This window comes from Flavobacterium soyae, assembly GCF_021245985.1.
Classification (GTDB): domain Bacteria; phylum Bacteroidota; class Bacteroidia; order Flavobacteriales; family Flavobacteriaceae; genus Flavobacterium; species Flavobacterium soyae.
Window position 1 is genome coordinate 193,024 of sequence record NZ_JAJQXA010000007.1, and the last position, 22,931, is coordinate 215,954.

General features: G+C 34.4%; 17 protein-coding genes. 2 read left to right on the forward strand and 15 right to left on the reverse strand.

The genetic code is table 11. The features are described from left to right. Positions 1 to 81 precede the first annotated feature (81 nt). On the reverse strand, positions 82 to 4,599 hold the full coding sequence (gltB, locus tag LUU93_RS11275; protein WP_232681190.1) for a glutamate synthase large subunit: 4,518 nt from the start codon (positions 4,597 to 4,599) through the stop codon (positions 82 to 84). Between the two features lie 416 nt (positions 4,600 to 5,015). Here gltB and sucC point away from each other — a divergent pair, with 416 nt between their 5' ends. Next, a complete protein-coding gene (gene sucC, locus LUU93_RS11280; RefSeq protein WP_111377869.1) occupies positions 5,016 to 6,209 on the forward strand; it encodes an ADP-forming succinate--CoA ligase subunit beta in 1,194 nt (397 codons plus the stop codon). Between the two features lie 324 nt (positions 6,210 to 6,533). Here sucC and LUU93_RS11285 read toward each other — a convergent pair whose 3' ends face one another. From LUU93_RS11285 to LUU93_RS11300, 4 genes are all read right to left on the reverse strand, one after another. Then, positions 6,534 to 6,998: a DUF1456 family protein gene (locus LUU93_RS11285; protein ID WP_232681191.1), complete on the reverse strand. Its 465-nt coding sequence runs from the start codon at positions 6,996 to 6,998 to the stop codon at positions 6,534 to 6,536. Positions 6,999 to 7,211: 213 nt separating this feature from the next. Continuing rightward, positions 7,212 to 8,231 (reverse strand): aminotransferase class I/II-fold pyridoxal phosphate-dependent enzyme, encoded by a 1,020-nt coding sequence (locus LUU93_RS11290; protein WP_232681192.1) that lies wholly within the window; start codon positions 8,229 to 8,231, stop codon positions 7,212 to 7,214. A 2-nt stretch (positions 8,232 to 8,233) separates the two neighbouring features. Further along, entirely contained in the window at positions 8,234 to 9,244 is a 1,011-nt protein-coding gene (locus LUU93_RS11295) for a dipeptide epimerase (RefSeq protein WP_232681193.1), read from the reverse strand. Between the two features lie 30 nt (positions 9,245 to 9,274). Beyond that, complete coding sequence (locus LUU93_RS11300; RefSeq protein ID WP_438821637.1) at positions 9,275 to 10,066, reverse strand: alpha/beta hydrolase; 792 nt, start codon at positions 10,064 to 10,066, stop codon at positions 9,275 to 9,277. A gap of 57 nt (positions 10,067 to 10,123) precedes the next feature. Between LUU93_RS11300 and LUU93_RS11305 the strand changes: the two genes are divergently transcribed. After that, positions 10,124 to 10,525: an excinuclease ABC subunit B gene (locus LUU93_RS11305; RefSeq protein WP_232681196.1), complete on the forward strand. Its 402-nt coding sequence runs from the start codon at positions 10,124 to 10,126 to the stop codon at positions 10,523 to 10,525. Here the strand turns inward: LUU93_RS11305 and uvrB are convergent. The 10 genes from uvrB to LUU93_RS11355 all read right to left on the reverse strand — a co-directional run bounded on the left by uvrB (position 10,522) and on the right by LUU93_RS11355 (position 22,853). After that, complete coding sequence (gene uvrB / locus LUU93_RS11310; protein ID WP_232681197.1) at positions 10,522 to 12,513, reverse strand: excinuclease ABC subunit UvrB; 1,992 nt, start codon at positions 12,511 to 12,513, stop codon at positions 10,522 to 10,524. The two genes, LUU93_RS11305 and uvrB, sit on opposite strands and share 4 nt — an antisense overlap. Positions 12,514 to 12,929: 416 nt before the next feature. Next, positions 12,930 to 13,826 carry an alpha/beta fold hydrolase gene (locus LUU93_RS11315; protein WP_232681200.1) on the reverse strand — a complete coding sequence of 299 codons (897 nt, stop codon included), beginning with the start codon at positions 13,824 to 13,826 and terminating at the stop codon, positions 12,930 to 12,932. A gap of 81 nt (positions 13,827 to 13,907) precedes the next feature. Continuing rightward, entirely contained in the window at positions 13,908 to 14,144 is a 237-nt protein-coding gene (locus LUU93_RS11320; RefSeq protein ID WP_232681201.1) for a uroporphyrinogen decarboxylase, read from the reverse strand. Between the two features lie 133 nt (positions 14,145 to 14,277). Continuing rightward, positions 14,278 to 15,366, reverse strand: coding sequence for a 23S rRNA (adenine(1618)-N(6))-methyltransferase RlmF (gene rlmF / locus LUU93_RS11325; protein ID WP_232681202.1), 1,089 nt, complete (start codon positions 15,364 to 15,366; stop codon positions 14,278 to 14,280). Positions 15,367 to 15,475: 109 nt separating this feature from the next. Further along, on the reverse strand, positions 15,476 to 16,138 hold the full coding sequence (locus LUU93_RS11330) for a thiamine diphosphokinase (RefSeq protein WP_232681203.1): 663 nt from the start codon (positions 16,136 to 16,138) through the stop codon (positions 15,476 to 15,478). Between the two features lie 136 nt (positions 16,139 to 16,274). Further along, positions 16,275 to 16,721, reverse strand: a complete 447-nt coding sequence (locus LUU93_RS11335) for a DinB family protein (protein WP_232681204.1) — start codon at positions 16,719 to 16,721, stop codon at positions 16,275 to 16,277. A gap of 44 nt (positions 16,722 to 16,765) precedes the next feature. Then, positions 16,766 to 17,248, reverse strand: coding sequence for a GyrI-like domain-containing protein (locus tag LUU93_RS11340; RefSeq protein ID WP_232681205.1), 483 nt, complete (start codon positions 17,246 to 17,248; stop codon positions 16,766 to 16,768). A gap of 5 nt (positions 17,249 to 17,253) precedes the next feature. Continuing rightward, positions 17,254 to 18,075, reverse strand: a complete 822-nt coding sequence (locus LUU93_RS11345; RefSeq protein ID WP_232681206.1) for a DUF4249 domain-containing protein — start codon at positions 18,073 to 18,075, stop codon at positions 17,254 to 17,256. A 35-nt stretch (positions 18,076 to 18,110) separates the two neighbouring features. Then, positions 18,111 to 20,492 (reverse strand): TonB-dependent receptor, encoded by a 2,382-nt coding sequence (locus LUU93_RS11350; RefSeq protein WP_232681209.1) that lies wholly within the window; start codon positions 20,490 to 20,492, stop codon positions 18,111 to 18,113. 138 nt (positions 20,493 to 20,630) lie between these two features. Next, complete coding sequence (locus LUU93_RS11355; protein WP_232681211.1) at positions 20,631 to 22,853, reverse strand: NADP-dependent isocitrate dehydrogenase; 2,223 nt, start codon at positions 22,851 to 22,853, stop codon at positions 20,631 to 20,633. Positions 22,854 to 22,931 lie beyond the last annotated feature (78 nt).

A 22,931-nucleotide genomic window follows, 5' to 3' on the forward strand; every position in this document is an offset into this window, starting at 1 on the left:
GATATTCTTTGAGAGTTTTTAAGTTCACAAAGCTTTGAGGTTAGTTCGATCTAAAATCTAAAATCTGAATTCTAAAATCATTTATCCCGCTATTAATTCTTCTATTTTTTTCTCTTCTGCAATTCTTTGTAATGCTTTTTTGTAATCTGTCGGCATTACTTTTACGAAGTGCTTTTGTTGATTATCCCAGTCTGCTAAAATTCCTTTTGCTAATGGACTGCTTGTGTACAATGAATGATTTCTAATCAATCGTTTAAGTTTGGTAAGATCTTCTTCTTCCATTGGATCGAATGCAACCATTTCCATGTTACATACTGTTGAATCGAATTTCTTATTTGGATCGTAAACATAAGCTACACCACCGCTCATACCAGCTGCGAAGTTTCTTCCTGTTTTTCCTAAAACCACCACTGTACCACCGGTCATATACTCGCATCCGTGATCTCCAATTCCTTCAACAACTGCTGTTGCTCCAGAATTTCTTACGCAGAAACGCTCTCCGGCAATTCCATTAATATAAGCCTCTCCGGTAATAGCTCCGTAAAGGGCAACGTTTCCAATAATGATATTATCCTCTGGTTTAAAAGTTGCAGTAGGAGGTACTTTTACAATTAGTTTTCCTCCAGACAGACCTTTTCCTAAGTAATCATTACAGTTTCCGTGAATTTTAAACGACAATCCGTTTGTTGCAAATGCACCAAAACTTTGTCCGGCAGAACCTTCAAAATCAACTAAAATAGTGTCATCAGGTAATCCTTGTGCGCCATAAATTTTTGAGATTTCGTTACTCAAAATCGCACCTACAGAACGGTCTGTATTTTTAATTTTAAATGTTACTCTTGTTTTTTCTTTTCTATAAATAGACGGAATCGCTTCTTTGATGATATCAAAATCTAATACGTTTTCAAGCTGGTGATCTTGTTGTGTTGTGTTGTGATTTGGAACCGTTTTAGCTTTTTCCGGTTTGTATAGAATTGTAGACAAGTCTAAGCCATTTGCTTTATAATGTTTGATGGCTTTGTTCACATTTAATTTTTGTGACTGGCCCACCATTTCTTTTAAAGTTCTGAATCCTAACTGAGCCATGATTTCTCTTAATTCTTCTGCAATAAAATACATAAAGTTAATTACGTGCTCTGGAGTTCCTTTGAAATTTTTTCTCAATTCTGGATCCTGAGTTGCAATACCAACCGGACACGTATTTAAGTGACAAGCTCTCATCATGATACATCCAGAAGCTACAAGCGGAGCAGTGGCAAAACCAAATTCTTCAGCTCCTAATAAAGCAGCGATAGCAACGTCACGACCTGTTTTTAACTGTCCGTCACATTCAAGAACTACACGGCTTCTTAAATCGTTTAAGATTAAAGTCTGCTGAGCTTCGGCTAAACCAAGTTCCCACGGAATACCTGTGTGTTGTAAAGATGTTAGTGGAGCGGCACCAGTTCCTCCGTCATAACCAGAAATTAAGATCACGTCAGCTTTTGCTTTGGCAACACCGGCAGCGATAGTTCCAACTCCAACTTCAGAAACTAATTTTACGTTTACACGTGCTTCACGATTGGCATTTTTTAAGTCATAAATCAACTGAGATAAATCCTCAATAGAGTAAATATCGTGGTGTGGCGGAGGTGAAATCAAACCCACATAAGGTGTAGAGTTTCTAGTTTCAGCAATCCAAGGCACTACTTTTTCTCCAGGCAGCTGGCCACCTTCACCAGGTTTTGCACCCTGAGCCATTTTAATCTGGATTTCTTTAGCGTTTGTCAAATAGTTGATTGAAACACCAAAACGTCCTGATGCAACTTGTTTGATTGCACTGTTTCTGGAATCTCCGTTAATTTCTTTCTGGAAACGTTTTGGATCTTCTCCACCTTCTCCAGAGTTACTTTTACCACCAATTCTGTTCATTGCAATGGCTAAGTTCTCATGTGCTTCCTGACTGATAGAGCCATAAGACATCGCGCCCGTTTTAAATTTCTTCACAATTTCTGTCCAAGGTTCTACTTCGTCAATAGAAATTGGGTCCAAATTGTTGAATTCAAATAAACCTCTAATAGTCATTAAGTTTGAGCTTTGCTCGTTAACGGCATTTGAGTATTCTTTATAACTTTCCGGGCTGTTTAAACGAACCGCTTGTTGTAATTTAGAAATAGTGGTTGGGTTAAACATGTGTTTTTCGCCACCACGTCTCCATCTGTAAATACCTCCAATTTCAAGAGAAAGCAAGTTTGCAATTTTTGAATTTGGGAAAGCTTTTTGGAAACGTTTTTTCACTTCTTTCTCCACTTCCATTAAACCAATTCCTTCAATTCTAGATGGAGTGTAAGGGAAGTATTTAGAAGTAAATGTTTTATTTAAACCTAAAATCTCGAAAATCTGGGCAGCTCTGTATGAATGTAATGTAGAGATACCAATTTTATTCATGATTTTAACGATTCCTTTTGCAATTGCTTTGTTGTAGTTTACAACTGCATAATCAGCTTTTACTCCGGTAATGAAACCTTGTGCTACCTGATCGTAAATAATTTCGTTTACCATGTATGGATTGATTGCACTTGCACCGTATCCGAACAATAAAGCAAAATGATGAGGTTCACGAGGTTCTGCAGATTCGATTATGATTCCGAATTTAGAACGAACCTGTAAAATATTCAATGAGTGGTGAATGTAAGAACAAGCCAATAACATTGGAATTGGAGCTAATTCTTCGCTCACGCCTCTATCAGAAAGAATGATAATATTGCATCCTTCATTTACTGCTTTGTAAGTTGCCTGAACACATTTTTCAAGTGCACGCTCTAAACCGTTAACTCCTTTTTCTATTTTATATAATGTAGAAATAGTAGCCGATTTAAAATCTACGTGATCAATGTTTCTGATTTTATCCAAATCCTCGTTTGAAATAACCGGATTCTGGATTTTTAATTTTTTACACTGTTTAGATTCAATTTCGAAAATATTGAAATCTCCTCCAACCGCTAAACTAATATCGGTAATGATTTCTTCACGAATACCATCCAAAGGCGGGTTGGTAACCTGAGCAAATAATTGTTTGAAATAGTTGTACAACAATTGAGGCTGGTCTGATAATACTGCCAAAGGTGTATCGTTACCCATAGAACTGATTGCTTCAGCACCTTGTCCTCCCATTGGGTTGATGATTGTTTTTAAATCTTCAATTGTATAACCAAATAAACGCTGTCTTGTCTGGAAATCTAATTTCTCAACCGGAGTTGGATTATTCGTATAAGGAACTTTTGCTAAAGGCAATAAGTTAGCGTCTAACCATTCCTGGTACGGACGTTTTGTAACGATTGCTTTTTTAACTTCTTCGTCTTCGATGATACGGCCTTCATTCATATCAACCAAGAACATTTTTCCTGGCTCTAAACGACCGTGCTGAATTACATCTTCAGGATCGATATCTAGTACACCAATTTCTGATGACATGATTACGAAACCGCTTTTTGTTAATGTATAACGAGAAGGACGCAATCCGTTTCTGTCTAGTAATGCACCAATTACGTTACCATCTGTAAACGGAATAGAGGCTGGGCCATCCCAAGGCTCCATAATACAAGCGTTAAACTCGTAGAATGCTCTTTTTTCAGGAGACATTGTCTGGTGTTTTTCCCAAGCTTCAGGAACCACCATCATCATGGCTTCTGGCAACGAACGACCTGTCATTAATAAAAGTTCAACCACCATATCCATAGAAGCAGAATCTGATTTTCCTTCTAAGATAATTGGGAATAATTTTTTGATATCATCGCCAAAAACTTTGCTCTGCATAAGCTCTTCACGAGCACGCATACGGCTTACGTTTCCACGAAGTGTGTTGATCTCACCATTATGACACATGTATCTAAACGGTTGAGCTAAGTCCCAGGATGGGAATGTGTTTGTAGAGAAACGCTGGTGTACAAGTGCTAAACGAGTCACCAGGTCCGGATCTTTCAAATCTATATAATAACGGCTGATGTCTTCCGGCATCAATAGACCTTTATATATTATAGTAGTTGTCGATAAACTAGTAAAATAAAACATGTGGCTTTCAGAAGTTTTAGATCCTCTTACGGCATGTTCAGCAATTTTTCTAGCTGCAAAAAGTTTTGCATTAAATTCTTGTTCAGTTAATTCCTGTCCATTTTTAGAAACGAAAACTTGTTTAACTGTTGGTTCTTTTTCTGCGGCGATCTGCCCTAAATTTTCAACTTCAACAGGTACATCTCTCCAACCCAAGATCTTTAAGTTTTGATCTTTAATAGTTGCTTCAAATGCATTGATACAAAAAGACACCTGGTTTTTGCTTTTTGGTAAAAAAACCATTCCTACTGCATACTCACGCGTTTCCGGGATTTCAAAGTCACATACTTTCTTAAAAAAATCATGTGGGATATCAAATAAGATTCCCGCTCCGTCTCCAGTTCTTCCATCAGAACTAACGGCACCACGATGTTCCAATTTAATTAAGATGTCTAATGCTTTGTGAATAATATCATTTGATTTAATACCATTCAAATTACAAATAAATCCTGCACCACAATTGTCGTGTTCAAATTCAGGCAGATAAAGCCCTTGTTCTTTAACTTTCATTCTTGATATTTTTTCTACAAAAATAAAGATTTCGTTAAACATAATGTATTAAAATTATACTTTTGCTTACATTTTTGTTGTAATATTAGAAAAAGGCTTCTTAATTGACAATAATATTATATTAACCATTGCGAAATGATAAAATGATAATCCAAATTAAAATATATTAAGAAAAATCATCGCAAGGCTAATAAATACGGTGATGTTTTTGTTAAATATCAAACGTTTTAGTGGTTTTGAGTTAACTTTAACAAATCATTTAGTTAACTATTTCTTTGCGTTGTGAAATAATAAACGTTTAATACCTATTAAGTGTCATTTTTTAATAGAAAAAGATTTTACTTTTAAGTTGTATTTTGTTACTTTTGTCGCACTTTTATTCTGAAATAAATTCAGAACCAGACAAATTCTATATTATGAACATACACGAATATCAAGGAAAAGAAATTTTAGCAAGTTACGGAGTACGCGTTCAACGCGGAATTGTGGCTAACAATGCGGTTGAAGCTGTAGCTGCTGCAAAACAATTAACTGCCGAAACTGGTACAGGATGGCATGTAATAAAAGCACAAATTCACGCAGGTGGTCGTGGAAAAGGCGGTGGAGTTAAGCTGGCAAAAAACTTACAGCAAGTTGAAGAGTTAGCAGAACAAATCATCGGAATGCAGTTGATTACACCTCAGACTCCGCCTGAAGGTAAAAAAGTTAACAAAGTATTAGTTGCTGAAGATGTTTACTATCCTGGTGAAAGTGAAACTTCTGAGTTTTATGTTTCTGTTTTATTGAATAGAGGTACAGGACGCAACATGATTATGTATTCTACTGAAGGTGGAATGGATATCGAAGAAGTTGCTGAGCATACTCCACACTTAATCTTTACTGAAGAAATTGATCCATCTGTTGGATTACAAGGTTTTCAAGCAAGAAGAATTGCCTTTAACCTAGGTCTTTCTGGTAATGCTTTTAAAGAAATGGTGAAATTTATCGATGCATTATACAATGCTTACATTGGTTCTGATGCTTCTATGTTTGAAATCAACCCGGTTTTAAAAACATCTGATAACAAAATCTTAGCTGTTGATGCTAAAGTTAATATCGACGATAACGCTTTATACAGACAAGCTAAATATGCTGAAATGAGAGATATCCGTGAGGAGAATCCAATCGAAGTTGAAGCTAAAGAAGTAGGTTTGAATTATGTTGACCTTGACGGTACTGTAGGATGTATGGTAAACGGAGCTGGTCTTGCAATGGCAACTATGGATTTAATTAAATATGCTGGTTTTGAGCCTGCTAACTTCCTTGACGTTGGTGGAACTGCTGATGCAAAACGTGTTGAAACAGCTTTTAGAATTATCCTGAAAGATCCAAACGTAAAAGCTATCTTAATCAATATCTTTGGAGGAATCGTTCGTTGTGACCGTGTTGCTCAAGGTGTTGTTGACGCTTACAAAAACATGGGAGACGCTATCAATGTGCCAATCATTGTTCGTTTGCAAGGAACAAATGCTGAAATTGCAAAAGAATTAATTGACAATTCTGGTATGCCAATTTTATCAGCTGTTCAATTCCAGGAAGCTGCTGACCAAGTTAAAGCTGCTCTTTCTTAATTAAATAAGAAAATATCATTATATAGAAAATCCCTTCGATTCTCGGAGGGATTTTTTTTGTAATTATGTCAAAAAACATTCTGTTTGAGAATATTTTTTAAGACAAAGTATATCGTAGAGACGCACAGCAGTGCGTCTACGCAACGTATTTTCCATTATGGATTCACGAGACGTAGACGCACTGCTGTGCGTCTCTACGATATTCTGCGTAAAAAACTCTAATTAAAAAATAAGCCACAGATTAAAAAGATTAGAAGGATTTTAAAAATCTGTGTTAATCTTTTTAATCTGTGGCTAAAAATTTTACCGTTCTTTGCGGTTAAATTATTTCTTATTCTTACCGTTTTTGTAAACCACTTTTTCTACCACAACTGGTTTTCCATTTCCTTTTGGGAATGATTTCTTTTTAGGTTTTCCAGCTGCTGAACCCGACTTTGATGAACTTTGGTCGCCTCTATATTTTTCTGAATCTTTTGGAGCAGCTTTAAACTCAGGTCTTTCTTTAGAAGTTTCTTTCTTCGGAATTTCTGCTTTATGTTTTGCTAAAACATCCGTTGGGTTTTTAGGATTTTCTTTCGTTCCTCTTAAATGAATAACCAATCCGTTTAAGAAGTTTCTCAAAACCTGATCGCCGCATTCCATATAATTAGGATGATCTTCGGCTCTAAAAAAAGCACCCAATTCTGATTTTGAAATTCTAAAATCTACTAATTCTAAAATCTCAACTATTTGGTCATCACGGAGCATCAAAGCCACGCGAAGTTTTTTAAGTATATCGTTATTTGTCATCGTTTATTTTTTGCAAAGGTACGGTTTAAAAACAATTCAGCCGATTTATTTTTTCTGCCACGAATTGCACTAATTTTCACGAATTAATTTTTTTATGTTTTTTGCCACAGATTAAAAGGATTATGAGGATTTATAATTGCTTAAGAAAATCATTAAAATCTTTTTAATCTGTGGCAAAAAAAAACGTGCAAATTCGTGGTAACCTTAATAATGCTATGAATTCAAAACCGCAGCAAGTTTATCTAAATCTTCTTTGAGATGATTTGCTGTAATTACAATTCGATTTAGAGGCTCAGCGTTTTTGGTATATTTAAAACTGGCAATAATAATTTTTTCGGTTTTTAATTTTTCAACTAATTCCTTTGATGAAAGATAAATCAAAGGATAGTTTTTGTCAAACTTAATATTGTTGTTTTGGATTAAAATCGAATCTAGATACTTTAAATTCTCCAGCAGTTTGATGTGCTGTAAAGTATAAATTTCTGCAGCATCAGAAAGAGTTTGTACAAAAGCAGGGTTCATTCCCGCTGCACTTGTAAAAGTTTCCATTTCTTTTATTTCATTGATAAAACCAAAATCAGCAGCAATTACTCCACCGGTTAATCCGAAAGCTTTTCCGAGAGAAGAAACCATGATTTTTCTTTTAACTGGATATTGAATTGAGGAATAAATTCCAGCTCCATTTCCACCTAAAATCCCAAAAGAATGCGATTCATCTAAAATTAAAGTAACTTCTTTATGACTTGGAATTTGTTTTAAAAAGGATAAATCAACAGGCTTCGTTTCAAAAGAAGGAACACCATCCGTAAGAATGGCTATTTTCTCCTGTTTTGAATCTAATAAACGCTCATTTAATTTATTATTAACGAATAATGGTAAACTATTTTCAATTCTGATTGCATTGTGCGTATCATTAAAATGAAAAAAACAATCTGTCTGCGTTTTCATTAAATCTATAACCAATTTTCCGGCCAGCATTCCTGAAGAAATCGTAACCGTACTTTCTGAACTTATATGAGACGCCAGAAATTTTTCGCCTTCATCATAAGCCTTTAATTTGATATTGGCAGTTCTGGAACTTCCGTAAGTTGTTCCCCAATTAAGAATGTTCTTAATCACCAAATCCTGAAAATCTTTGTTTGTTGGCAATCCTAAATAAGCGGTTCCGCCAAAATACAAATACTGTTCTTGGTCAATTTCAATAATACGGTCGGGAAATTTTTCTACTATCATTTTTATAGAAGCGTAACTCCGGTTCCGTTAAGTTCAGAATAACTCACAGCACCATTTTTTATGGTTACTCCGGTTGCAATATCTTGTGCTAAAAGTAACGCACCATCCATATCAACATAATCAAGCTGAGGTAATAAATGGGCAATCGCAGAGATTCCAACAGTAGATTCGGTCATGCAGCCTACCATTGTTTTTAATCCCAATTTTTTAGCTTCTTCAATCATTCTTTTGCCGGGAGTTAAACCGCCGCATTTTACCAATTTGACATTTACTCCGTGAAAATGATTGTGACATTTGGCAACATCTTCTTCAATAATACAGCTTTCATCGGCAATAATAGGAAGAACAGAATGTTTAAAAACCTCTTTGTGCGCTTCCCAATTATCTGCTTTCATAGGTTGTTCCAGAAACTCAACGCCCAGTTTTTTTAATTCAATGGCATTATTAATTGTTTCCTCAACGCCCCAGCCGCAGTTGGCATCGATTCTAAAAATAGCATCAGTATGTTTTCTAAGTTCTTTTACAATGGCAATATCTTCTTTGGTTCCTAATTTAATTTTATAAATAGGCCAGGGAAGTTCCTGCATTTTTGACACCATTTTTTCAATAGAAGCAATTCCAATCGTATAATCCGTAAGCGGATTTCTTTCGGTTGTATAATTCCATAATTCGTATAACTTTTTACCTTTTTTACGAGCATACAAATCATTATAGGCCAAATCTAAAGCACAAAGTGCAAACATGTCGTCTTTTAAAAACGGATGAATTTTTGCCCAAAATACTTCTGGAGTCTCATTTTCTGTATTTTCAATAATGCTTCTGATTTTTTCTAAATCCTGCATCATCATTGGAACCGTTGTTTTGTAATACGGATTTGAAGTTGCTTCCCCAAAACCCGAAAAACCATCACTTTGCAATTCAACAATCAGCGAAGGCTGAAAATCAATAGATTCTCTTGAAATCGTGAAAGTGTGTTTTAGTTTTAGGTTATATTCTCTTAAAATTAGTTTCATGATTTTTGTGCTGTTTTTTTATGTTTTTTCTCAATAATTAAGCCAAAGAACCGCTTTTACAAAACCGTCCCGCCATAATTTTTCATTATGTTCGCCGCCTTTTACAATTTTAGATTTGGTAAGATGAAGACAGTAACAACGTTTTGTGTCTAATAATTTTTCCATTTTGGTCATGTCCTTCACCATATTTTCATCTTCTTTATCGCCGCATAAAAAGTAAAATTTGGTTTTAATTTTTGGTATCTTTTCTGTAAAAGTGAAAATATCGTTTGTATACCAAAATGAAGGCGAAAAAACGCCGGCTTTGCCAAATACTTTGGGGTATTTTAAAGCTCCATAATAAGAAACCAAACCGCCCAATGAACTTCCAAAAATGATTGTATTCTTAGCTTTTGTCTTAGTTCTGTAGTTTTTATCGATATAAGGTTTTAATGTTTTTACGATAAATTCTAAATAATTATCCGCATTTCCTCCGCCGTATTTTTCGTTTTTAAAAGGTGTTAATTCTTCGATGCGTTTTTCATTTCCGTGTTCAATTCCAACAACAATAACCTGAGCTTTTAAACTGTCTAGTTTTTCGTCGACATTCCATTCGCCTGCATAAGAAGTTTTGGCATCAAACAAGTTTTGAGCGTCGTGCATATAAATCACGCTGTATTTTTTGGCTGAAGCCGAATAATTTTCGGGAAGATAAATCCAGATTTTCTTTTTGGTCTTTAATTGAGGTGCGTCAATTTCGAAAGTGGATACATTTTTTGAAGCCGTACTTTGTGCATTTCCGGAAATCATCCAAAGAAATATAAATATGAAAAATCCCCTCATCATTAGATTTTGTGTTTTTAATTTAAAAGCAATATTTTAGCTAAAAATAATAAATTGATGAATACCGAAGCACAAAAGAAAAGTTTACTTTTAGAATTGATTGCCTTTTCTACAGTTGATGGGCAATTGCATAAAAGAGAGTATGATTTTTTGTGGCACGTTGCTCAGGAATTAAATATTAGTTTGGATGTTTTTCATGATTTGTTCCATCAGGAAATTAAACCTGTAGTTGTAAAATCAGAATTTCAGCGCATTCAGCAGTTTTACAGATTGGCTTTAATCATGCACTGCGACGGAATTTTACATGAAAAAGAGGCAATAGGAATTCAGCAGATTGCAATCGAAATGGGATTAAATCCAAGTGCAGTAAAGCGTATTTTAGATTTAATGAAAAAAGCTCCAAATGCCATGATTGAGCCTAAAGTTTTATTAAGGGTTTTTCAGGAACAACACAATTAAGGTAATTGTTCCTGTAATTTTTTGATATCGTCACGCAGTTTTGCGGCCTGCATAAAGTCTAATTCTTTCGCCGCTTTTTCCATAGATTTTCGTTTCTCACGAATCATTTTTTCAAGATCAGCTTTAGACATATACGCCGTTTCTGGTTCTGCAGCGACTGACAGAGTATGGCCTAGTTCGTATTCAACCAAAGGATTTTTGGTAAAAGCACTTTCTATTTTTTTGTTTAATGCCTGAGGAGTAATATTATTTTCGACATTAAAATTAATCTGTTTTGTTCTTCTATAATTGGTTTCGTCGATTGTTCTCTGCATACTCGCCGTAATTTTATCGGCATACATAATCGCTTTACCATTTAAGTTTCTCGCCGCACGACCAATTGTCTGGGTTAACGAACGGTGGTTTCTTAAGAAACCTTCTTTATCAGCATCTAGAATTGCTACAAGCGAAACTTCGGGTAAATCTAAACCTTCACGAAGTAAGTTTACACCAATTAAAACATCAAAAATGCCTTTTCGTAAATCCTGCATGATTTCGATACGTTCCAAAGTATCTACTTCAGAATGGATGTAACGGCATCGAATGCTGACTTTAGTTAAGTATTTGGCTAATTCTTCGGCCATTCTTTTAGTCAAAGTTGTCACCAAAACTCTTTCGTCTAATTCACAGCGAACCTGAATTTCTTCAATTAAATCATCTATTTGATTTAAACTTGGACGCACTTCAATAACCGGATCTAATAATCCTGTTGGACGAATAATCTGTTCGACATAAATTCCATCCGATTTCTGTAATTCATAATCAGCCGGAGTTGCCGAAACGTAAATTACCTGATTTTGCAAAGCCTCAAACTCTTCAAATTTCAAAGGTCTGTTGTCCATTGCAGCTGGTAAACGGAAACCATATTCAACCAGATTTTCTTTACGGCTGCGGTCGCCTCCATACATGGCATGAACCTGCGAAACCGTAACGTGGCTTTCGTCAACAATCATTAAAAAATCATTTGGAAAATAATCCAGTAAACAGAAAGGTCTTGTTCCGGCTTGTCTTCCGTCAAGATAACGGGAGTAATTTTCAATTCCGGAACAATAACCCAATTCACGAATCATTTCTAAATCGAAATTGGTTCTTTCTTCTAAACGTTTGGCTTCTAAATGTTTGCCTATTTCTTTAAAATAATCAACTTGTTTGACCAAATCCTGCTGAATCTCCCAAATAGCGCCTTGAAGGACTTCGGGCGAGGTTACAAACATATTGGCTGGGTAAATAGTCAGTCTTTTAAATTTCTCAATAACCTGAGAAGTCTTTGCATCAAAAGATTCTATTTCTTCAATTTCATCTCCAAAAAAATGAACTCTGTAAGCATCATCCGCATAACTTGGATAAATTTCTACCGTATCGCCTTTAATTCTAAAAGTTCCCGGATTAAAATCGGCTTCAGTTCTGGCATACAAACTTTGTACAAGGCTATGCAGCAATTTAGTTCTAGAAATAACCTGATCTCTGGTTATCTCAATTACATTCTTCTTAAATTCAACTGGGTTTCCAATACCATATAAACAAGAAACAGAGGCTACAACCAAAACATCACGTCGACCGGAAAGCAGGGAAGAAGTAGTACTTAAACGCATCTTTTCAAGCTCTTCATTGATAGATAAATCTTTTTCAATAAAAACTCCTGTTACAGGCATAAAAGCTTCCGGCTGATAATAGTCGTAGTAAGAAACGAAATATTCAACCGCATTATTCGGGAAAAATTGTTTGAATTCTGAATACAGCTGCGCAGCCAAAGTTTTGTTATGTGCCAAAACCAGAGTTGGACGTTGTACTTCCTGAATAACATTAGCGACGGTAAATGTTTTACCAGATCCTGTAACTCCTAATAATGTTTGATATTTTTCTCCGTCGATTACACCTTGCGCCAATTTTTGAATCGCTTGCGGCTGATCTCCTTTTGGACTATATTCTGAAGCTACTTGGAAACTCATTTTTTTATTGATGAAAAGTTGGTTTTGTAAAGATACAAAGTTTGAATGCTATAAAAAAGATAAAAAAGGTGGCGATTTGTATAGTCCCTACGGGGCATTTTAAAATATGATAATCATTTATTTCTACCGATATTAAATCTCTACGAGATAATTTTTTCGAATTTATTTTAAGATACAAGTGAAATTTTTCAACCAAATTTAATAGCCAAATGATAATTTTTCTAACAAATAATTTGCCATTAAGCATATCTCGTAGAGATTAAATATCGGTAGAAAAACAAATATTCGTTTGTACAAATTGTCCCGTAGGGGACTACATTTAAGATACAAGTTTGCCACAAATTTCACGAATTTTCACGAATTAATTTTTCTATAATCCAATTAAATAAATTCGTGGAAATTCGTGGCAAATGATCTTATTCTAAAAAATCAATAACGGCATCTTTTATGATTTTTGTTTTGCTGTTGGATAAGTGCTTTTGTGCACGCTCTAAACTTTCTTCAGAATTAATAACATCTTTGTCGCCAATTAAAATCAGAATAGGATTATTGATTGATTCTAATTCTTTATCTGAAAAAGGCATCATTTTTAACATACTCGAATTTGATTTGGCGTATTTATTAGCCAAGTAAAATTGCCTGTTATAGATAGGACTAATTTTTTCAGGATGCGTAGAAAATGTTTTTAATGTTTTGCTGAATTTCTTTTCACTAGGAAAAAGTTTTAAAAGTAAAGCTGATGATGTTTTTCTAGGTTTGTCAATGAATTTAAAAGTTTGTGCCGGACTTAGCAGTACAATTTTATCTATAGAATTTTCTTTTTGAATGGCCAATAATACTGCAATCCATCCGCCTCGGGAAGCCCCAATTATGTCGAATTTCTTTAATTTATAATGATCGAAAATTTTGTTGTACCAAATGACAATTTCTTCTGAAGAAAGCGGCTTTGCTGTTAAATGAGATTTGTTGGGTTCCATTATAAAATCGATGGCATAAATGCGATGATTTTTAGTTAAAGTTTTAATGTTAGGATACCACATCGTTGAACTGGCATCCATTCCGTGGAGTAAAACTAAATCCTTTCCGTTTTTTGGTCCGGCAATGATGACATGGGCAGTTCCAAAACTTGTTTTTACATTTTCTTCGGTATACGGAATATCCCAAAGTTTTAAAGCCTTGTTATAAGCGGTTTGATATTTTTGTTCTTCGCTTTTGGTTTTAAAGACATAATCTTCAAATTTTGCCTTTTTACTTGAAGCGCAGCTTGTTACTAAAAATAAGAGTATTGCTAATCTGGAGTATAATTTTGACATGGTTATAAGTTCAATTTGAACTTAAAGTTACGATTATCGAAAAAGGAAATTGTATCAGAATTTTGTTTTAAAATATCATAATTACAATCTGTTATGCTTTTTTGTCAAATGATAGATTTGAACAAATGATAAAATTGCATTTGGGATAATAATCGGTAAAAGCCATTGACTTAAATCTCTGTAATCTTTTAAAAAGATGCCGTAAACTACAAAACAAATACATCCAAATAAGTTTATGAGTCGTATTGTTTTAAGATCTTTAAGCAAAAAACCTCCAACAATAAAAACAGATGCGAGATAACCAATATATTCTGCCATAACCTTGATTTTAAATAGTTTACTAAATTTAGCAAAACCAAATTATATAATCAAGAGTTTAGTTGAAAATCAGTAATATAGGGTGTTGTTTTGTTGGTCTAAAATTTTAAATTGTAAGTAGTAAATTTCTAAATTACTTCTTTTTCCATTGCTCAATTTTGCCTTTCATTTCATTATGTGAATGAAAGTTACTTTTTTTGATATTTTCTTCAGCAGTTTCTAAATCGTCATTATATTCTTGTGAATAGTTTTCAGATGAATTTTTGTGATTATCTAATTTCCAAGACTTTTGTTGAGCTTCATTTAAAAAACTCCACGCTACAATACGGCTATTTTTCTGACCCTGCGACATTTCAATTGTTTTAACTTCAACAGCATTTACTTTTTTCAAAGTTTTGTAAATCGAAGAAAGATTTTCTTTTTTAGAAACCAAAGTTGTAAACCACAAAACTTGCGAAGCATATTTTGCGCTTTCGTAAATCATTTGGGTTACAAAACCAATTTCGCCGCCACTGCACCACAATTCTGCATTTTGGCCTCCGAAGTTTAAAACTGGATTTGTGTTTCTTTTTTCCTTTGGATTTAGATTGGAAACTTTTCTCGAGGTGCTTTTATTGGCTTCTTCTGCTGATGCGTGAAAAGGCGGATTACACATTGTGAATGTAAATCGGTCTTCGGGAATTATAATGTTTTTAAAGATAAATCGGGGTTCTGTTTGTTGCTGTAAACTGATTGCATCGATTAATCTTGGATTAGCTTCGATAATTTTGCTGCAGTTTTCGATTGCTTTTTTGTCAATATCAGTCGCAACAAAACTCCAGTTGTAAATTGAATTTCCTAATATCGGATAGATTAAATTTGAACCAGATCCGATATCTAATCCTAAAACAGAATTTCCTTCTGGAATTTGATTATTGTTTGTTTCAGCTAATAAATCAGCTATATAATGAATGTAATCTGCACGGCCCGGAATTGGCGGACAAAGATAATTTTTAGGAATATCCCAGTTTTGAATATCGTAATAGGTTTGCAGTAAAGCTTTATTTAGAGTTTTTACTGCGAGAGGATTACTGAAATCAACTGTTTCGATTCCGTATTTATTGATGGAAATAAAAGCTTTTAATTCAGGACAATTTGAAATAAGAAGTTCAAAATCATATCTGGAACGATGAAGATTTCTTGGGTGTAAATTGTCTTTTTGGGAATTGTTTTCTGCTTTCATTTTTATTGATTTCTGTGTATGCTTAAACCGGATTGAAATCCGGCCCTACAAAATGAACCGAGCCTCTGGCTCTTTTCGTTAGGAATGTTTTTATTTGTTTAAAAAGAAATTAATCAAAACATTCCATTAATAACAAATCACCATTTGTGTGATTAATAGTAACTAAACCGTCGTTTGCTACTGAATTGCTGCTTCCGGTTCTGTAACCCATTGTTAGGGTATCATTATTCAATTCGTATTTTAAATTGGTAGAATAAATTCCGTTCACAACACCAATTGGGATTAGTGAAATTGGAGTTTTTGCTGTATACCATTTTTCAAATTTTCTTGGCAGAAGAAATATTTTTGAATGATCGTCGAGAATTACAATTTTAAGTGTATCTCGATGACGAACAATATTAGTAAGATTTGTAATAGTATGATCTGCACGTTTTCCGGTTGCCCAGACTACGTTTACGGCAGGAATTTTTCTTTCAACGAGATAATCGCAGGCTTTTTCAAGATCTGTTTTTTCCTGATCTTCAGTATGTACAATTTCTATTGGATATTGCGATGTTCTGTAAATCTCTGGATCAAAGCCTCTGTCAAAATCCCCTAAAAGTACATCGACTTTAATACCCAATTCAATAACTCTTTCTATTGCCGAATCTAAAACGATAACAAGCGGAGACCATTCTAGCAATTGCCCTAATAATTCAGGATCGCAGGCTGCTCCATTTGCAATTATTAAAGCTGGTTCCTGATCGTCGCGAACTATATGATGTGATGACATGTGAGTTTTTTTGAATGTAGGGCAAAGGTACGGCTTGAATTTTAGATTTTAGAGTGTTGATTTTAGATTTTTTTGCCACAGATTAAAAGGATTAGAATGATTAATCTTTTTAATCTTTTTAATCTGTGGCATATTATTATATATCTAATAATCTTCTATGATAATTGATCTGCCCTACATGATACGCTAAATGTGTCGAAAGATGAACTAAGAAAAATCCTGTTGTCATTTCTTTTTCAAAAACAATCTCAGGATATATTTTGCTTAAATCTTCTTCAGTTAAAATATCCAGCACGTCATTTACAACTATAATTGTATTTTCAATTTTATCGATTAATTCTGATTTTGGAATATCTTTTAGAGAAAATTCTAAAGGACGATTTCGGATATATCCAGTTTTTCCAATTTGGGCTCCAATGTAAGTATTGATGTTTCCAATTAAATGCAGCGCAAGATTCCCGGCAGAATTAGAAATGTTTTTGTCAACGGCCCAGATTTGTTTTTCGAATTCGTATGATTCAATTTCAAATTTGAGTTTGTTTAAATCCCTGTTAAAAAGTATTTTTAGTGTTTCGATTAACATGTTTTTTAGTTGTAAATTAAGAAGAATAATTCATAGCGAAGAGATTAATTCCTGTTTTTTATCGGAATCCAGATTTCTTCTTCCGATTTCGGATCGTCATTTTTGTACTTATGATCCATTACGGCAAAATGTGGCCTGTCGTCAACTAAATATTCTGAATTTGGAAGCCATTCTGCAAAAATTGCATGATAGGTTTTATGTCCTTCTGATGCTGGTCCGTAATGTACAAAAACGGCGTATAAACCGTCTGGAATAATTAAAGTTTCCATTTCTGACGGGACTTCGTCATAATTTTCAACTTCTACTGCAGCCCATTTTTGAAAAGTTCTGCCCGGGTCAAAATTATCAAAATGCGCGGGAGAAAACACTTCCAGCGAATATAAATTTTCATTAATTGTATTTTTGATTTCTTTTCGTTTTGGCATAAAATTATTCCATAACTGAAATGTTTTGTTTTCGATAAATGACATTTCAATACGTTTTCCGATAAGCTTTTTTTCGTTTAAAGTTTCAATTCTGGCTTCCATATTTATTATTCTATTTTGAATTTTTTTGTCTGGCTTTCACTAAGTGAAAAATAACCTAAGGGGTAATTTGCTTTATCCGTTGTATTGATGATGTTTCCTTTTACGGTTGCGGGCGGCGATTGAAAAGGCCCGCCAACATTACTGCCGGCAATGCTTACCAAAATACTCATATAATTATAGTATTGTTTTGAAATGCCGTAATGCGTTATTTCTATTTCGTCTCCAGCTTTGAGTTCATCGTCATCAGAAACACTAAAGAATTCATTTCCCTGAAAAAACTTATCCTCATCAGCATAAAAATTAGATGTGATTTTGTTTGAGTACACATATTTATATAAATAGAAATTGTCTGCGTCTGCAGGGTCGTTATAATAGGCTCTTATTTCGATATCTTTTCCTGTAAATCCGCCTTCGTTATTTTGTTCAATACGTGTAATTGGTGCTACAGATTTTAAAGTTTCAGAAGCTGTATACGTATTTCCTCCGCTAATTACGGTAAGCGTGTAAGTTTCGTTAATTTCAGGAACAAAATTATTGCACACATAACGTCCCGTTTTTGGAACTTCTGTAAAATTAAATTGTACATTTTCACTGTTTTTAATATAAATAACAGCCCCGGAAACAGTTGGGATTACTGATTCAAAATAGCCTGTAGTTGTCGTTAATTTTATTGTCTGCTGTTTTCCGGTGGTGCCTTTCTGCCAGTTTATAGCAGCTTCGACAACTAATTTTGGAGGTGCAGTATCCAGATCAACATCTACAACATCTTCGCAGCCTGTGAAGAAAGCCGATGTAAAGAAGACGATTAATGCGATTACTTTTTTCATACTATATTTTTTTATTTTCTTTACAGAAATGAATTTTAAAATTTGAAATTATAACTAACGGCTGGAACTATTCCGAAGATTGATAATCGTACAGCTTCATTTAAACCTGTGTCGGCATTTTGCCTAAAGTTAATTGAGGCGGCATTGCTTCGGTTGTACAAATTATAAATGCTGAAAACCCATTCGCCTTTCCAGTTTCTGCCTTTATTTTTTCTCGGTGTTAAAGTTGCCGAAACATCTAAATGATGATAAGCCGGAAGATGATTTTCATTTCGAAGACCATAACTTGGAACTGTAATTCCCAAATATTCATATTGCCCGTTCGGATAAGTAACCGGCTGTCCGGATTGCAAAGCGAAGTTAGCTCCAAAAGACCATTTTTCGTTTAAATTATAAGCAGAAGTTATCGCTAAATTATGTGTTTTGTCGTAAGCAGAACTGTACCATTGACCATTATTGATTCCAATTTCTTCCGGCGTTCTTCCAGGTGTCTGCTGTTCTGATTTTGATAAAGTATAAGAAACCCAGCCGTTAAATTTGCCTTCATTTTTTTTAACCATTATTTCTAAACCGTAGGCACGCATTCTTCCGTTCAGGATAACTTGTTCGATAGCATTATTGGCAATTAAATCGGCACCGTCAATATAATCTAATCTGTTCTGTATTTTTTTGTAAAAAGTTTCGATTTCCAGCGAATATGCACCTTCTTTAATATTTCGGAAATATCCTAAAGCAGCCTGATCTGCAATTTGCGGTTTTATATAATTATCACTTGGCATCCAAACGTCTAACGGAGTGGGAGATGAGGTATTTGAAATTAACTGAAGGTACTGCGTCATACGATTATAACTCGCTTTTATGGCTTGATTATCATTTAATTGATATGATATTGAAAGCCTTGGTTCAAAATTATTATAATCCTGAATTACTTTGTTTTTGCCGAAATACTTTGTTGAAGTCGGGGTTCCCTTTTCATAAATCTGCATATCTGAATTGAAAACAACCGGACTATTATTGTCATAATAATTGATGGTTGAAGAACCCAAACGATAAAATAAACTGTAACGTAATCCATACGCCAGCGTTATTCTCTTCGAAAGTTGATTTTCGGCATCTAAATAAATCGAAGGTTCAAACGCATATTTTTTATCCAATTGATCGGGATTAATTCCAGAAGTAGTATTACTTGGTATAATAGTTCCCGGATTAAATTCGTAGTAAATTCCGTTTAAACCATAATTCAGTTTGAATTTATCTGAAATATAATGTTTGAAATCGTATTTGATATTATAGTTTTGAATTCCCGAATCCCATTTAAAACCAACATAGTCCAAGTCAAGTCCGTAATAATAATCGCTATAGATTAACGATAAATTAGAGAATAATTTATCAGAATATAAATGGTTCCAGCGCAGGTTTAAAGTTGAATTTCCGTAAATATTAGTGAAACTTTTGTTTAAACTAAAAACATCGCGCCCAAAATATCCCGATAAATATAAATTGTTATTGTCGTTTAATTTATAACTCAGTTTAGCATTTAAATCATAAAAATAAGCAGAATTGTCTTTGTTGTCTTCTGAAAGTTTTAAAAATAAATGGGCATAAGAGCCTCTTCCGCCAATTAAAAAAGAACCTTTGTCTTTTACAATTGGACCTTCCAGAAGCAATCGGCTTGAAACTAAACCAATTCCTCCATTCATATGAAAATCTTTACTGCTTCCGTCTTTTTGGTAAATATCTAAAACAGAAGAAGCTCTTCCGCCAAAACGTGCCGGAATTCCTCCTTTATATAGTTTTAAATCTTTAATAGCATCGGGATTAAAAACAGAGAAAAATCCAAAAACGTGAGAGGAATTGAAGATTGTTGCTTCATCTAACAAAATTAAATTTTGATCTGCGCCGCCGCCGCGAACATTAAATCCAGAAGCTCCTTCGCCGGCATTTGTAACTCCCGGAAGTAATAAAATTGATTTTAAAACATCGACTTCACCTAAAACTACGGGCATTTTTTTTATGGTTGAAATAGAGAGTTTGTTAACGCTCATTTCTGGCGATTTGATATTTATTTTTCCCTTATTATCTGTAATAACAACTTCCTGAAGTTCTTCTCCGCTTTCGCTGATGGAAAAATTGTTTTTGGTATTTTGGTTTAAAGTGATGGTTTGCTGAATAGTTTGATAGCCCACATAACTAATTTCGATTTCATGCTCGCCGCGAGGAACTGTGATAGAATAAAAACCGTATTCGTTTGTTGTAGTTCCTATTTTTAAAGCCGGAATATAAATATTGACGCCAATTAAGGTTTCGTTGTTTTTTGAATCTTTAATAGTACCGCTTAGCGTAAATTTATCCTGAGAGAAAGAATGAAGTGTGGTAAAAATAATGATAAGAAGGAAACTAATCTTTTTTGTAATCATCGTTTTGGTTTTGAGTTACATAGTTAGCAATTCTTACTAAATATTAGAGTCCAACTATTGTTAAACATTAGTTAAGAATAAAAAAGGGCAGCCTGTAAAAGCTGCCCTTTTTGTCTATATTTTAAAAATATGCATTTCTTATTTTATTTTTGCAATAATTGCATTAAATGTTTCACTAGGACGCATTGCTTTGCTTACTAGCTCAGGAGTTGGCTGATAGTATCCGCCAATGTTTTGAGCTTTTCCCTGTGCACCAATTAATTCTGCATCGATTTTAGCTTCGTTTGCTTCAAATTCTGCAGCAATAGGAGTAAAGATCGCTTTTAATTCTGCATCTTTATTTTGAGCAGCTAAAGCCTGAGCCCAATAGAATGCAAGGTAAAAGTGAGAACCACGGTTATCAATTTGTCCAACTTTACGTGCCGGAGATTTATCGTTTGCTAAGAATTTATCGTTTGCTTCGTCAAGAGTTTCAGCTAAAATAATTGCTTTAGAATTATCTAAAGTTTGTCCTAAATGTTCTAATGAAGCACCAAGAGCTAAAAACTCTCCAAGTGAATCCCAGCGTAAATATCCTTCTTCTGTAAATTGCTCAACGTGTTTTGGAGCAGATCCTCCAGCGCCAGTTTCGAACAATCCGCCACCGTTCATTAAAGGAACGATAGATAACATTTTTGCAGAAGTCCCTAATTCTAAAATTGGGAATAAATCTGTTAGGTAATCACGTAAAACGTTTCCTGTTACAGAAATAGTATCTAAACCTTTGATGATTCTGTCTAAAGTAAACTCTGTTGCAGCAACCGGGTTTAAAATACGGATATCTAAGTTTGTAGTATCGTAATCTTTAAGATATTTTTGAACTTTTGTGATCAATTCTCTATCGTGCGCTCTGTTTTCGTCTAACCAGAAAACAGCCGGAGTACTAGATAAACGAGCTCTGTTTACAGCTAGTTTAACCCAGTCCTGAATAGGAGCATCTTTTGCCTGGCACATTCTGAAAATATCGTTTGTTTCAACATTTTGTTCCATTAAAACAGTTCCGTTTGCATCAACAACACGAACAACACCGTTACCTTTTATTTGGAAGGTTTTATCATGAGATCCGTATTCTTCTGCTTTTTGAGCCATTAATCCAACGTTAGGAACACTTCCCATTGTTTTAGGATCAAAAGCACCGTGTTTTTTACAGAAATCAATAGTTGCAGTATAAATACCAGAATAAGAACGGTCTGGAATAACTGCAATAGTATCTTGTGCCTTACCATCTTTGTTCCACATTTGTCCAGAAGTACGGATCATTGCCGGCATAGAAGCATCAACAATAACATCAGATGGAACGTGTAAGTTTGTAATTCCTTTGTCAGAATTAACCATTGCCAAAGCTGGTCCGTTTTCGATTGCTTTAGTAATATCAGCTTCAACTTCAGCCTGCTCAGGTCTTCCGGCAATTTTTGCGTAGATATCACCTAAACCATTTCTAGTGTCAATATTTAATTCTGCAAATAAAGTTTCGTATTTTTTGAAAAGATCAGCAAAATATACTTCAACGATAGCGCCAAAGATAATTGGATCTGAAACTTTCATCATTGTGGCTTTTAAATGCACAGAAAGTAATACACCTTCTTTTTTAGCCTCTGCAATTGCTTCAGCAGCAAAAGATTTTAATTTTTTTACACTTAAAACAGAGCTGTCAATGATTTCACCGGCTTTAAGCGGAGTACTTGCTTTTAAAACAGTTGTAGTTCCGTCTTTAGGAACAAATTCGATTTTTACATCGTTTGCTTCGTTTACTGTTAATGATTTTTCACTTCCGTAAAAATCACCGCCAGTCATTGAAGTTACTTTAGTTTTTGAGTCAGCAGACCATGCACCCATTGAGTGCGGATTTGCTTTTGCAAAGTTTTTAACGGCTCTTGGAGCTCTACGATCAGAGTTTCCTTCACGTAAAACAGGGTTTACAGCAGAACCTAATACTTTTGCATATTTTGCTTTAATTTCCTTTTCAGCATCGTTTTGCGGATCTTCCGGGAAATTAGGAACGTTGTAACCGTGAGATTGTAATTCAGCAATAGCAGCTTTTAATTGTGGTACAGATGCTGAAATGTTTGGTAATTTGATAATGTTAGCTTCTGGCTTAGTTGCTAATTGGCCAAGTTCTGCAAGAGCATCTCCTGTTTTTTGAGCATCTGTTAAAGACTCAGGAAAATTAGATAAAATTCTTCCTGCCAAAGAGATGTCTCTAGTTTCAATAGCAATACCAGCTGTCGAAGTAAAAGCTTGAACAATAGGTAATAAAGAATAAGTCGCTAATAAAGGCGCCTCATCAGTTAAGGTGTAAAAAATTTTTGAATTCTGTGTCATTTTTTTTTTTTTTATAATCGTGTCGTCAAAGAATGGCGATGTAAAAGGTATGAGTTGGCTCAAAATGAGCGGAGCAAA